The sequence below is a fragment of the Rudaeicoccus suwonensis genome (assembly GCF_007829035.1).
GTDB lineage: Bacteria > Actinomycetota > Actinomycetes > Actinomycetales > Dermatophilaceae > Rudaeicoccus > Rudaeicoccus suwonensis.
The window spans coordinates 174,122-186,765 of the sequence record NZ_VIVQ01000001.1 but is presented as its reverse complement, the minus strand read 5'-3'; the positions used below and the strand labels follow the sequence as shown (position 1 = coordinate 186,765).

Here is a 12,644-nt window from a genome sequence, read left to right as displayed (position 1 = left end):
CGTGCGTGAGGGTGCCGTGTCCGTCACGACAGCAGCGACCGCGCTGCGCGAAGCCGCCAAGATCACGCCACTGTTCCCCACCGTCGAACGCTCGCAGATCCACTCCTGGTACCTCGCCCTGGACGACCCGACACCCCACACATTGCGCACGCTCACCCGGCGCGTCATCGCCGCATTCGGTGAACACACCCTCTCCGACGACGAAGACCATCACCAGCAGGTCGAAACCCTGACCTGGCAAGAACTTCCCACCGGCATGATCCGACTCATCGCTGACCTGTCACCAGCACACGCAGCGATCGTCAAAGAAGCCCTCACCACCACCAGCGCACCACACCCGACACCCGACACGGCCTCTTCCCCACCCGCTCCGGCGACATCATCGACCCCACCACCGCCAGACAACTCGCCTGCGACGCCGACCTGATCCCCGTCGTCCTCGGCAGCAGATCCGAACCACTAAACGTCGGACGCCACAAACGCCTAGTCACCGCAGGCCTGCGCACCGCCGTCATCATCCGCGACCGCCACTGCACCTTCCCCGGCTGCGACCGACCACCCCAGTGGTGCCACGCCCACCACATCCACCCCTGGTGGGCCGGCGGACACACCACCCTCACCAACACCGCACTCCTATGCCCCCGCCACCACACCATCGTCCACCGCGACAACCTCACCGCCCACGCCACCAACCACACCGTCACCTGGGACCTCACCCCCGGCCGAATGACACACCACATCACCCACCCCCGCGCCGCGTAACCAATTGACGCCGCAAGCGAGCTCGACCTCATCAATCGCAATTCACCGCCGCACGGCCTGACCAATTCACGTTCGTTGCAGCCCCCAGGTTTGGTCTCGTCTGCCGGCCTGGTCAAAGGTTCGCCCAGCATCCGACGCAGGCCACGCGCCCGACAGGTGGACAGTGTCGGCAAGCCGCGTCCCACGCTGCATGGACATTCGATCATCCGATCGCCAGGCTGGACGGATGCGCTCACTCACTGTTTCCACGGCGGTGGAGCGCATCAGCGAACTGCTCTCATCTGCGGCTCCGGCTCAGCCAGCGCTTGGTCAGTCTCAGCCTCATGGGCACGCGCCTGCTCACGTCGCGCACGAGTTGCCAACACCGTTTCGGCGCATGATCATCGGTCTGACGGGACCTCCGGGATCCGGCAAATCGACTCTGGCGCAACACCTTTCGGACGCCTCAAACCGAGTCGGCATCGCAACGGTGGTCGTACCGATGGACGGCTTCCACTTGGCCCAGGCACGTCTCGACGAGCGCGGGCTCGCATCGGTGAAAGGCGCACCGGAGACCTTCGACGCCGACGGATACGTCGCGCTTCTGCACCGGCTGCGACAACCCGCCGTGCCCCTCAGCGAGGATCAGTTCAATGGCGATTTCCCGAAAACGCCTTATCCACAGCGTTTTTCGCGTCGTGATAAGCAAAGTGTCGCGGCTAGATCGATCTGGGCTCCGGCGTTCGACAGATCACTCGAGGAGCCGATCGCCGGCGCAATCGAGATCCCTCCTGGCGCCGAACTGATCATCACCGAGGGCAACTACCTGCTGCATCCCGACGAACCGTGGCGTCAGGTGCGCGGACTGCTCGACCAGGTCTGGTTTGTCGATCTGCCTTCGGACGTCCGACGCGCCAGACTGACGGCGCGCCACGAGCGTTTCGGTCGCACACCCGAAGATGCGCGAGCACACGCCCTGGGCAGTGATGAACGAAACGCCCTACTCATCAACGAGACTCGCGATCTCGCCGACGCGCTGTTGATCGAAGATCACGGGTAACTCAACTGCGACACGCAGCCCTCCACGACGCAACCCGTGATCTCCGAATTGCGCTCATATCAGCACCAACAGGCGATGCGATCCGCGAAGGCCGTTACATCGCATGGATTGTGCCGCCGGCACAGCGGATTTGCTGGCGCCGGAACCGGCTGCCGCCATCGCGCCGTGCATAAGGTGGAACTTCCGATCAGGCGAATTTCTGATCAGAACGTTCATCGCGATCAGCACGTCCATCGAAAGGTAACCATGGCCTCCCCGACATACTCCGTTCCTGGGCTCTCCCGGCGCGACAACGATCGTGTCGTCGACCTGCTGCAAGCTCGCCTCGCGTGCTACAACGACCTGCATCTGACGCTGAAGCACGTGCACTGGAACGTCGTGGGCCGCAACTTCATCGGAGTCCACGAGATGATCGACCCTCAGGTCGACCTCGTCCGCGGGTATGCCGACGAAGTGGCCGAGCGCATCGCCGCCATGGGCGCAGCACCGGGAGGTCGCGCCAGCGACATCATCGCCCTGCGCGACTGGGACGACTACTCCCTCGGCCGAAGCACCGCCATCGCCCACCTCGCGGCGCTCAACAAGGTGTATGACGGAGTCGTCGAGACCAACCGCTCCGTGATCGAAGAGCTCGGCGATCTCGATCCCATCAGTGAGGACATGATGATCGGCCACACCGGCCAACTTGAGAAGTTCCAGTGGTTCGTTCGTGCGCACCTCGAAGACGAGTACGGCGAGATCGCAGGCGAGGACGCCCGCACCGAACGGGGGGCCGCTCGCAAAACCTCCACCAGCAAGTCCACAGCGAAACGAACGCCCGCAGCCAAGCGGACCTCGGCAGCCAAGCGCACCTCAGCTGCAGCGTCGTCGACCGGCCGTCACGCTCGGACGACCGCTCCAGCCGGCGCAACCCGGGCCACCGCAAAGAAGACGGCTGCGAAGACGGCCGCCAAGAAGACTGCGGCAAAGAAGACCGCCGCGAAGCGGACGACGGCTCGCAAGCGCACTGAGCGCTAAGAGCTGCGGACTGCGAACTGAAACTGCGGCCTGCGGCCTGCGGCACCAGCGACGGGGCCCATCTCTCATCAGTCGCCCCGGTCGACGACCGATTGCGTGCGGAGACGCCCTCGCGGCGGACATCACCAACTCACGCGGACATCACCGACTCACTCTGCTCTGCCCCAGCACGCGGGGCAGCGCAGAGGGCCGGATGGGCGGTGCTCCGCAGTGCCCCGGGGACACGGGGCGCTGCAGAGCGTCCGTCGACCGACGAGCTGATGTCCGCTGAGCGTGCGCGATACAACGCGGTGAGGGCAGTGATCTGGCCGGATCCGGATGCAACCTCCACCGGCTTCGGGCGTCCATCACCATATGAGGGACTACCGCGCGAGCATCGCTGAGCGTCATACGGCATCGGCCGATGACGTGTCTGCCGCGCGTGGATCTCGGTTATCGTCGTTGCAAGGTCGGCCCCGGTGACTGCCGTCTACGGGACCACCATCGGGTGGCACGTCGGAACGAACCGGGGAGGGGCGGTGGCCCGCAGTTCAGCGGATCGCGATGCAACCGCGCCGATGTCCGACGCGCTCGACCTCACTGAGCTCTATCGCACCCATCAGTTGCCGATGGTGCGGCTGGCCCGCCTGCTCGTCGACGATCTCGCCACTGCCGAAGACGTGGTTCAAGACGCCTTCCTGGGGATGCACCGGCACCAGGCATCGCTGCGCGATCCGGCCGCTGCCGTGGGCTATCTCCGACGGTCGGTCGTCAACCAGGCCCGCTCCACGCTGCGTCGACGGCGCACCGTTCGAGCACATCTCAAGGTCGCAGAACCCGACATCAGCCCGCCGGCGGACAGCGACGTCCTGCTCGCCGAGGAACACCAGCAGGTATTGCGCGCAGTGCGGCAACTCCCGCCACGCCAGCGTGAGGTGCTGGTGCTGAGGTACTGGTCGGACCTGTCCGAGTCGCAGATCGCCGACGCGCTCGGCATCAGCAAAGGAACCGTCAAATCACAGGCCAGCCGTGCCATGGCCACCCTGACAACGCTGCTCGAAGGAGGTGCGCAATGACACCTGACGACCATGACGTCGACCTCGAAGCTCGGTTGCGTGCCGCCTTCGCCGCCAAGGCCGACCAGATCACGCCGGAGATCCTCGACGAGACCCGCGCGGAGCAATTCACCCGACGTATGTCGACGCCGGAGTCCACGTCTGCGCCCGCGTCGACAGCAGCGGCCACACCCGGATCCACACACGGATCCACGCCGTCGTCGCCACGCGAGCGCGGTCGCCATGCTCGATGGCTCCGTGTCACGACATCCGCGGCGGCGGTAGCAGCGGTGATCTGCACCGCAGGCTATGTCGCCTGGCAGCCGGGCCGCACCGCAGAACCCGGCACCGCGACGGCGGGCGCGCACGCCGAGGCAACCCAGCAGCAGAACGGCGCGGCGGCAGGTTCAGAGGTGCCCAACGGCTCCTCCATCGTCACGCCGACCGGCACGCCTCGTGCAACAGCCTCGACCTCCCCCGGCGATTCCGCGGGTGGCTCGAAACAGACACCCGGCTCTCGCCCTGGCGCCGGATCAAATCCCATCACGACACCGACGAGCGGCCTCGTCGCATGGGCGACTCCGCCGAACTTCACGCCTGGCGTCAGCTACACCGGCCCGCTGCCGGTCGAGGATTCCGACGGCACGTTCTGGCAGATCCCGATGCCTGCCGGCATGCCCTGGACCCCGATCACGAGCACCACGTTCACCGTCCCGCAGGCACAGGTAGCGGCGCTCGATGCGTACTGGTCACGCGTGTTCACCAGTCTCGGTTGGGCCGAAGAAACGGTCACGACTCCGGGTGGAACCACCACGTGGGCCGACCCGACCGGGCACTTCGCGGTGACCGAGGAGAACGACACGCTTCACCACATCACCGTGGCCTACCGCTGACGGACGATCGTCGTCCCCACGGCACGGTGCTGAAACCCGACCCCGCGGTTGCCCCGGACGACGAAAGGATCGTCATACGGCTCGCTTCCGAGCACGTATGACGATCCTTTGTCGTCAGATCAGGCCTCTGCGCCGAGTCAGTCCTCGTCCTCGACCCAGTCCAGCGTGCGCTGCACTGCCTTGTTCCACTTACGCACCAGACGGTCACGCTCGGCGCCGTCCATCTGCGGCTCCCAACGCTTGTCCTCGGCCCACTGCTTGGTGAGGTCGGACTCGTCCTTCCAGAAGCCGACCGCCAGACCCGCCGCGTATGCCGCACCCAGCGCAGTGGTCTCGGTGATCTTCGGCCGGACCACCGGCACGCCGAGCAGGTCCGCCTGGAACTGCATCAGCGTGTCATTGACGACCATGCCGCCGTCGACCTTCAGCTCGGTCAGGTCGACACCAGAGTCGGCATTCATTGCATCGACGACCTCCTTGGACTGGAAGGCCACCGCTTCCAGGGCCGCACGAGCGATGTGACCCTTGTTCGCGAACCGGGTCAGGCCGACGATCGCTCCGCGGGCGTCCGACCGCCAGTGCGGCGCGAACAGACCGGAGAACGCAGGCACGACATACACGTCGCCGTTGTCCTCCACCGACCTGGCGAGGTCTTCGACCTCGGGAGCGGCCTTGATGATCTGCAGGTTGTCGCGCAGCCACTGCACGAGCGACCCGGTCACCGCGATCGAGCCTTCGAGCGCGTAGATGGGCTTGCTGTCGCCGATCTTGTAGCAGACCGTGGTGAGCAGTCCGTTCTTGCTCAGCACCTGCTCCTCACCGGTGTTGAGCAGCACGAAGTTGCCCGTGCCATAGGTGTTCTTGGCCATGCCCGGCTCGAAGCAAACCTGCCCGAAGGTCGCGGCCTGCTGGTCGCCGAGAATGCCGCCGAGCGGCACGCCCGCGAACACGCCCTTATCACGCGCGTTGGCGTAAACCTCCGAGGAGGACTTGATCTCGGGCAGCATCGACTTCGGCAGGCCCATCTCGGCGACGATGTCGTCGTCCCAGTCGAGGGTCGCCAGATCCATCATCAGCGTGCGGGACGCGTTGGTGACATCGGTGACGTGGATGCCGCCGTCGACACCACCGGTGAGATTCCACATCAGCCAGGTGTCCATGGTGCCGAACAGCAGGTCGCCCGCCTCAGCCTTCTCCCGAGCGCCCTCGACGTTGTCGAGCACCCACCGCGCCTTGGGCCCGGCGAAGTATGTCGCCAGCGGCAATCCGACCTTGGCCTTGAACCGGTCGGCACCTTCGTCGCCGGCCAGTTGCTGGCAAATCTTGTCCGTGCGGGTGTCCTGCCACACGATGGCGTTGTAGACCGGCTGGCCCGTCGTCTTGTCCCAGACCACCGTCGTCTCACGCTGGTTGGTGATGCCGATGGCCGCTACGTCGGAGGTCGAGATGTCGCCGTGGGCCATGGCCTCGGCGCAGACCTTGCGGGTGTTGTCCCAGATCTGTATGGCGTTGTGCTCGACCCACCCGGCCTTGGGGAAGATCTGGTCGTGCTCGGTCTGCGCGACGGCGACGACAGCGCCATCCTGATCGAAGATCATGCACCTGGTGCTCGTGGTGCCCTGGTCGATCGCTGCAACGTACTTGCTCACTTCATTCACTCCTGTGGTTGGAACTCGTTGAACACTCACCGGTGACAACGTTCGGGCGCCACCGCGTCGTTCTCTGAACCGGCAGTCAGATCGCGATCAACGCCGGGTCAAGGTCATGACGAATGCCGTTGGTCCAGGCCGCAACTGGCGGCCTGAACCAACGATCAGCCGTGGTACCAGTGGAAGATCAGACCGCCGAGGATGCCGCCGATGATCGGGCCGACGACCGGGATCCACGCGTAGGCCCAGTTGCTGGAGTCCTTGTTGGGGATCGGCAGGATCGCGTGGGCGATGCGAGGACCAAGGTCACGGGCTGGGTTGATGGCGTATCCCGTCGGGCCGCCGAGGCTGGCACCGATACCGACGACCAGGAAGGCCACCGGCAAAGCTTCGAGAATCGTGCCCTTGCCACCGTTCCACGCGCCGAACGACAGGGCGCCGAACATCAGCACGAAGGTCGCCAGGATCTCGGTGACCAGGTTCCACGGGGTGCTCTTGATCTGCGGGCCGGTCGAGAAGATCAGCGACGGGGCGTCTCCGCGATCGTCGAACTGCTTCTTGTATGCCAGCCAGCACAGCACGGCTCCGATGAAGGCGCCGATGAGCTGGGCCGAGATGTAGACGGCGATCGAGCCGGCATTGACGTCGACACCCGGCACGAAGGTCTTCGCGCCGGAGGCCCAGATGCCAAGCGTGACAGCAGGATTCAGTTGGCCACCCGACTTGTAGGCGGCATAGACACCGGCCATGACGCCGAAGCCCCAACCGAAGTTGATCATCAGGTTGCCGCCGCCGAAGCCGTTGTTCTTGGGGAACACTGCGTTGGCGACGACACCCACGCCGAGCAGGATCAGGATGGCTGTACCAATCAGCTCGCTGAAGAAGATGGAACCCAAACTCATAGTGTCGACTGGCCTCTCTGTGGGAACTGGGAGCGTGTGCTGGGAGCCCCTGTGGGCTGAAAACTTAGTGTGACCTATCTCATAACATCGTGCACGGTTGTCGTTGAAATTCGAGACAAATTTTCAGGAAACCTTAGATTGTCTATGGCTGCTGGGCGCGCCGCCGGACGCTCCACGCGTATCGTGAAACTCGCCCGACACCCCCATGTATCGGCGATGCTGCAGTCCCAGATGTCCCGTGCTGGCGCCCGCCGCAACCGCCGCAACCGCTAGTTCCCCTGAGGACACTGCGTGTTGCAGAACACGAGCCGGACGAAACTAAGCTGAAGCCACATCCCGTCGCCCCGAAGGAGCCGTCCATGGTCATGCAGCCGTTCAGCGCGAAGCTTGGGCCGCAGGAGCGCAGCAAAGCCTGGGCCGAATTGAGCCGAGGCGAATTCGACGTGCTGGTCATCGGCGGCGGCGTCACCGGCGCGGGCGCCGCCCTCGACGCGACCACCCGCGGTCTGCGCACCGCCATGGTCGAGGCTCGCGACTTCGCCAGCGGCACGTCCTCCCGCAGCAGCAAGTTGTTCCACGGAGGACTGCGCTACCTCGAGCAGATGAACTTCAGCCTTGTCGCAGAGGCGCTCAAGGAACGCGAACTGATGCTCACGACCATCGCCCCGCACCTGGTGCACCCCGTCTCCTTCCTTTACCCGCTGTCGCATCGCGGATGGGAACGCCCTTACGTCGCAACGGGTTTGGCGATGTACGACCAGATGGGCGGTGCCCGCTCGGTGCCGCGCCAGAAGCACCTCACACGCGGCGGCGCCCTCAAGCTGTTCCCCGGCCTCAAGCACGACGCCATGGTCGGCGCGGTGCGTTACTACGACGCCCAGGCCGACGACGCGCGCCATACGATGACGGTCGCCCGCACCGCCGCCTATTACGGCGCAACGGTGCTTGCCTCGGCCGAGGTGATCGAGATCCTGCGTGAGGCGGACCGGGTCACCGGTGCCGTCGTGCGTGACGTCGAAACCGACGAGACCACGACCGTCAAGGCCAAGGTCGTCATCAACGCCACCGGCGTCTGGACCGACGACGTGCAGCGGATGAGCGGCGGTCGCGGCCGGTTCCGTGTGCGTGCCTCCAAGGGCGTGCACATCCTTGTGCCGCGTGACCGCATCGCCGGAGAGGTCGGCCTGATCCTGCGCACCGAGAAGTCCGTGCTCTTCGTCATTCCGTGGGGTCAGCACTGGATCATCGGCACCACCGACACCGACTGGAGCCTCGACCTCGCACACCCCGCCGCGACGGCCTCGGACATCGAATACCTTCTGGAGCATGCGAATTCGGTGCTCGCGGTGCCGCTGACCAAGGACGACATCCTCGGCGTCTATGCAGGTCTTCGGCCGTTGCTGGCCGGCGAGAGCGAGGACACCAGCCAGCTGTCGCGCGAGCACGCAGTGGCTCGCCCGCGCCCGGGTCTGATCTCGATCGCCGGCGGCAAGTACACGACTTACCGCGTGATGGCCAAGGACGCGATCGACGCGGCGGCCGAGGATCTCGGCGAGATCAAGGAGTCGGTCACCGAGCATGTGCCACTCGTCGGCGCCGACGGGTATGCCGCAATGCGCAATCTGAAGCACGAGATCGCGCGCGAGACCGGCCTGCCGGAGTGGCGGATCGAGCATCTGCTCAACCGCTACGGCTCCAAACTGCACGAGTTGCTGTCCTTGGCCGACGACGACGCGTCGCTGCTCGAACCGGTGAAGTCCGCGGAGGAGTACCTCCGGGTGGAGTTGAAGTACGCCGCATCGCACGAGGGCGCACTGCACCTCACCGACGTCCTGGCCCGGCGCACCCGCATGTCGATCGAGACCAAGCACCGCGGGGTCGACGCTGCGCAGGACGCCGCCGACCTCATGGGCGAGGTGCTCGGCTGGGATGCGGAGACCAAGCGCAAGGAGATCGAGCTGTATGCCGAGCGCGTCGCCGCCGAGCGCGCTTCCCAGGAGCTCGACAACGATTCGGACAGCGACGCTGCGCGCTTGCAGGCACCCGAGATGCGCAAGGGCCTGCGCGATGTGACCGCCACGACGTGATCCACCCGATCTGATCCCCCAGCCTCCCGCGCTCGGGCCGCGGGAGGTTCGCGGCCGGTATGACGTCCGGGGTGCGCCCCCAACCTCCCGCGCGCGGACCGCAGCCACGCAGATGACGTGCGGCGGCAGCTGCGACATACTGAACGGGTCGTACAAGAATCAGACAGCCACTTCACAGAATCGCCCTGGCACCCACATAGGAGGTGCGAGTTCACTTGCGGACCATGAGCACTGCACCCGGCCTCAAGCGGCCTGACGGATCATCCGTGCGCGTTCTCGTCGTCGATGACGAGAGCAATCTGACCGAACTCCTGTCGATGGCCCTGCGTTACGAAGGCTGGGACATCAAGAGCGCCGGCACCGGCTCCAGTGCCGTGCGCACCGCCAAGGAATTCAAGCCGGATGCCGTCGTGCTCGACATGATGCTGCCCGATTTCGACGGTATGGAGGTGCTGCGCCGGCTGCGTGACGACGACCCGACGCTGCCGGTGCTCTTCCTGACCGCGCGCGACGCCGTCGAGGACCGCGTCGCCGGACTGACCGCCGGTGGCGACGACTACGTCACCAAGCCGTTCTCGCTGGAGGAGGTCGTGGCCCGGGTGCGCGCGCTGCTGCGGCGCTCGGTGGCGCTGACCGAGTCGTCCTCCTCGATGCTGACCGTCGGTGACCTCACCCTCGACGAGGACAGCCACGAGGTCATGCGTGACGGTACCGAGATCTCGCTCACCGCAACGGAATTCGAGTTGCTGCGCTATCTCATGCGCAACCCACGCCGAGTGCTGTCCAAGGCACAGATCCTCGACCGCGTGTGGCACTACGACTTCGGCGGGCAGGCCAATGTCGTCGAGCTCTACATCTCCTACCTGCGCAAGAAGATCGACGCCGGCCGTGAGCCGATGATCCACACCATGCGCGGCGCGGGTTACGTGTTGAAGCCGGCCAACTGACGTCCCCGCGGGCGTATGCCGGAGGTCTGCTGATGTCTGCGTTGCTCCACCCCTCGCGGTGGACACTGCGCACCAAGCTCGTCGCCTGGGTGCTGCTGCTCTTCCTTGCGGTCAGCCTCGCGGTCGGCGGTCTGACCGTCGTCGAACTCAACCGCGTGCTGTTGCGTCAGACCGACGGCCAGCTACTGGCATCCGCCACCGGTATGCAGGCGCAGCGAGGCGGCCCGGGCAATGCTGCCGCGCGCGGCTTCGGTGGTGGCGGCCTCGGCGCCGGTGGCGACTACCTCCGAGTCGATCTCACCGGTCCTTCGACCGTGCTCTATGACCAGTTCGAAGGTTCGCCGTCACCAATGGCGTATGCCATCGAAGGCGGACGTGGGCACGTCCTGAGCGCGTCGATCGTCGAGCAGATCAACACGGCAGGAATCGGGCGCACCCCCCGCAGCGTCGACCTCGGCGGCTCTCTCGGCGAGTATCGCCTCATCGCCCTCCAGCCGGCATACGCGACATCCCCCACCGGACAGCCCCAGCAAGAGAACCTCGCGACCGGCGCGTTCTCGGCGCTGCCGTCGACCACCCCGGTCGTGACCGTGATCGGTGTGCCGCTGGGCACCAACAACAAAACCATCCAGCAGACCGCCATCGCCATCGCGTTGCTCAGCGGCGCCGGAGTGGTGCTGGTCGGCACTCTCGCGGCATACATCATCCGGCGCAATCTCGAGCCGCTGCGACGGGTGGCCGCGACCGCGACGCGCGTGTCCAAGCTGCCGTTGTCCGCCGGCGAGGTCGAGATGACCGAGCGGGTCCAGCCCCGCGACACTGACGAGGGCACCGAGGTCGGCCAGGTCGGCGCGGCACTGAACGGCATGCTCGATCACATCGACAAGGCGCTCACCGCGCGGCAGGCGAGCGAGATGCAGGTGCGGCAGTTCGTCGCCGATGCCTCCCACGAGTTGCGCACTCCCCTGGCCTCGATCCGCGGGTATGCCGAGCTTTCCCGCCGCGAGCGTGAGCCGATCCCCGAGGGCGTCGTGCATTCGCTCGGCCGCATCGAATCCGAGGCGATTCGGATCACCGCGCTCGTCGAGGACCTGCTGTTGCTTGCGCGACTCGACTCCGGCCGGCCCCTGGAGCGCAAGCCTGTCGAGGTGACCTCGCTGGTCATCGAGACCGTCAGCGATGCGCACGCTGCCGGCCGTGATCACAGCTGGGATCTGGATCTGCCGGACGAGGCACTCGAGGTGGAGGGTGACGAGGCGCGCATCCGCCAGGTGCTCATCAACCTGCTGGCCAACGCGCGGCGTCACACGCCGGAAGGCACGGTCGTCACGACGTCGGTGCGCCGCGAAGGTGCCGGCGTGCTGTTTCTGGTGCGCGACAACGGCCCCGGCATACCGCCGGAGCTGGTGCCGCACATCTTCGAGCGGTTCACCCGCGGCGACAGCGCCCGCACCCGCACCGAGGGGTCGACCGGACTGGGGTTGTCGATCGTGCACGCCGTCGTCACCGCACATCACGGAACCGTCAGGGTCACCTCCCAGCCCGGTGACACCGTCTTCGCCATCTGGCTGCCGGATCGGCAACTCGCCGAGAGCGCCGAGATTCCTGAGAACGCTGCGGACGTTTCAGGTGCACACTCCACGGGGCCCGATCAATCTGCAGGAAAGGTTTCCGTATGACGTCGCCACCCACCTCGCGCCGCCAACTGGGCGGTCAGCTGGTGAAGTTCGCGGCTGTCGGCGTCGCCAGCACCGTGCTGAATGTCGTGCTCTTCTTCGGCTTCAACCTTGCCATGGGTGAGCAGATCGCCAACATCCTGGCGCTGATCATCTGCACCGCGGTCAACACCGCGGCCAACCGGCGATTCACCTTCGGAGTGAAGACGCGTGAAGGCGCCACCAAGGTGCAGTTGCAGAGTCTCGTGTTGCTGGTCATCACCTGGGCGTGCACCGCCGGGGCCCTCTGGCTGCTGACCCGCCACGACCCGCACTCCTCGCACGCGATGCAGTCGGTGGTGCAGCTCGGCGGCAATGTGATCGCCACGGTGATCCGGTTCGTGCTGCTGCGCAAGTGGTTCGCCCCCGCGATGTCGATCGACGAAGCTGCCGCAGACGCGCTGCCGACAGAGCTGAGCCGAGTGCACACCGGCGGCGTCACCGACCCCGCTGTCGACTCCGTAGACGAGGCCGTCCGCCAGACCAGCGCGCGGCATCAGGCGGAGTAGCGGCACGACGCCTGCGACATACATCTCGGATTCCCTCCAACGACGGCAGCCGCGGCACCCCTGAGTCGGGGCGCCGCGGCTGCGGACGTA

Annotated in this window: 13 protein-coding genes; 10 read left to right on the top strand and 3 right to left on the bottom strand. The window is 66.0% G+C overall.

Features of this window, described 5'->3' with window-relative positions:
- Positions 1 to 16 precede the first annotated feature (16 nt).
- The 3 genes from BKA23_RS00870 to BKA23_RS00860 all read left to right on the top strand — a co-directional run bounded on the left by BKA23_RS00870 (position 17) and on the right by BKA23_RS00860 (position 1,801).
- On the top strand, positions 17 to 427 hold the full coding sequence (locus tag BKA23_RS00870) for a hypothetical protein (RefSeq protein ID WP_170226313.1): 411 nt from the start codon (positions 17 to 19) through the stop codon (positions 425 to 427).
- Positions 379 to 762, top strand: a complete 384-nt coding sequence (locus BKA23_RS00865) for an HNH endonuclease (protein ID WP_145228044.1) — start codon at positions 379 to 381, stop codon at positions 760 to 762. Before BKA23_RS00870 ends, BKA23_RS00865 begins: the two co-directional genes overlap by 49 nt.
- A gap of 163 nt (positions 763 to 925) precedes the next feature.
- Positions 926 to 1,801 (top strand): nucleoside/nucleotide kinase family protein, encoded by an 876-nt coding sequence (locus tag BKA23_RS00860; protein WP_246104389.1) that lies wholly within the window; start codon positions 926 to 928, stop codon positions 1,799 to 1,801.
- Between the two features lie 54 nt (positions 1,802 to 1,855).
- On the opposite strand, the gene BKA23_RS00855 is transcribed toward BKA23_RS00860, so the two are convergent.
- Positions 1,856 to 2,035, bottom strand: coding sequence for a hypothetical protein (locus tag BKA23_RS00855; protein ID WP_145224657.1), 180 nt, complete (start codon positions 2,033 to 2,035; stop codon positions 1,856 to 1,858).
- Between the two features lie 12 nt (positions 2,036 to 2,047).
- Here BKA23_RS00855 and BKA23_RS00850 point away from each other — a divergent pair, with 12 nt between their 5' ends.
- The 3 genes from BKA23_RS00850 to BKA23_RS00840 all read left to right on the top strand — a co-directional run bounded on the left by BKA23_RS00850 (position 2,048) and on the right by BKA23_RS00840 (position 4,745).
- On the top strand, positions 2,048 to 2,818 hold the full coding sequence (locus BKA23_RS00850) for a Dps family protein (RefSeq protein ID WP_145224655.1): 771 nt from the start codon (positions 2,048 to 2,050) through the stop codon (positions 2,816 to 2,818).
- A gap of 458 nt (positions 2,819 to 3,276) precedes the next feature.
- Positions 3,277 to 3,873: a SigE family RNA polymerase sigma factor gene (locus tag BKA23_RS00845; RefSeq protein WP_246104388.1), complete on the top strand. Its 597-nt coding sequence runs from the start codon at positions 3,277 to 3,279 to the stop codon at positions 3,871 to 3,873.
- Positions 3,870 to 4,745, top strand: coding sequence for a hypothetical protein (locus BKA23_RS00840; protein ID WP_145224653.1), 876 nt, complete (start codon positions 3,870 to 3,872; stop codon positions 4,743 to 4,745). Before BKA23_RS00845 ends, BKA23_RS00840 begins: the two co-directional genes overlap by 4 nt.
- Positions 4,746 to 4,882: 137 nt before the next feature.
- On the opposite strand, the gene glpK is transcribed toward BKA23_RS00840, so the two are convergent.
- The gene (gene glpK, locus BKA23_RS00835) at positions 4,883 to 6,394 is read right to left on the bottom strand and encodes a glycerol kinase GlpK (protein ID WP_145224651.1); all 1,512 of its coding nucleotides are present in this window, start codon (positions 6,392 to 6,394) and stop codon (positions 4,883 to 4,885) included.
- A gap of 164 nt (positions 6,395 to 6,558) precedes the next feature.
- Positions 6,559 to 7,296, bottom strand: a complete 738-nt coding sequence (locus BKA23_RS00830; RefSeq protein WP_145224649.1) for an MIP/aquaporin family protein — start codon at positions 7,294 to 7,296, stop codon at positions 6,559 to 6,561.
- Between the two features lie 359 nt (positions 7,297 to 7,655).
- Between BKA23_RS00830 and BKA23_RS00825 the strand changes: the two genes are divergently transcribed.
- The 4 genes from BKA23_RS00825 (at position 7,656) to BKA23_RS00810 (ending at position 12,554) form a co-directional block, all read left to right on the top strand.
- Positions 7,656 to 9,383: a glycerol-3-phosphate dehydrogenase/oxidase gene (locus BKA23_RS00825; protein ID WP_145224647.1), complete on the top strand. Its 1,728-nt coding sequence runs from the start codon at positions 7,656 to 7,658 to the stop codon at positions 9,381 to 9,383.
- A gap of 224 nt (positions 9,384 to 9,607) precedes the next feature.
- A complete protein-coding gene (locus BKA23_RS00820; RefSeq protein ID WP_145224645.1) occupies positions 9,608 to 10,330 on the top strand; it encodes a response regulator transcription factor in 723 nt (240 codons plus the stop codon).
- A 32-nt stretch (positions 10,331 to 10,362) separates the two neighbouring features.
- Complete coding sequence (locus BKA23_RS00815) at positions 10,363 to 12,009, top strand: sensor histidine kinase (RefSeq protein ID WP_145224643.1); 1,647 nt, start codon at positions 10,363 to 10,365, stop codon at positions 12,007 to 12,009.
- Complete coding sequence (locus tag BKA23_RS00810; protein WP_145224641.1) at positions 12,006 to 12,554, top strand: GtrA family protein; 549 nt, start codon at positions 12,006 to 12,008, stop codon at positions 12,552 to 12,554. Before BKA23_RS00815 ends, BKA23_RS00810 begins: the two co-directional genes overlap by 4 nt.
- Positions 12,555 to 12,644: the final 90 nt, after the last annotated feature.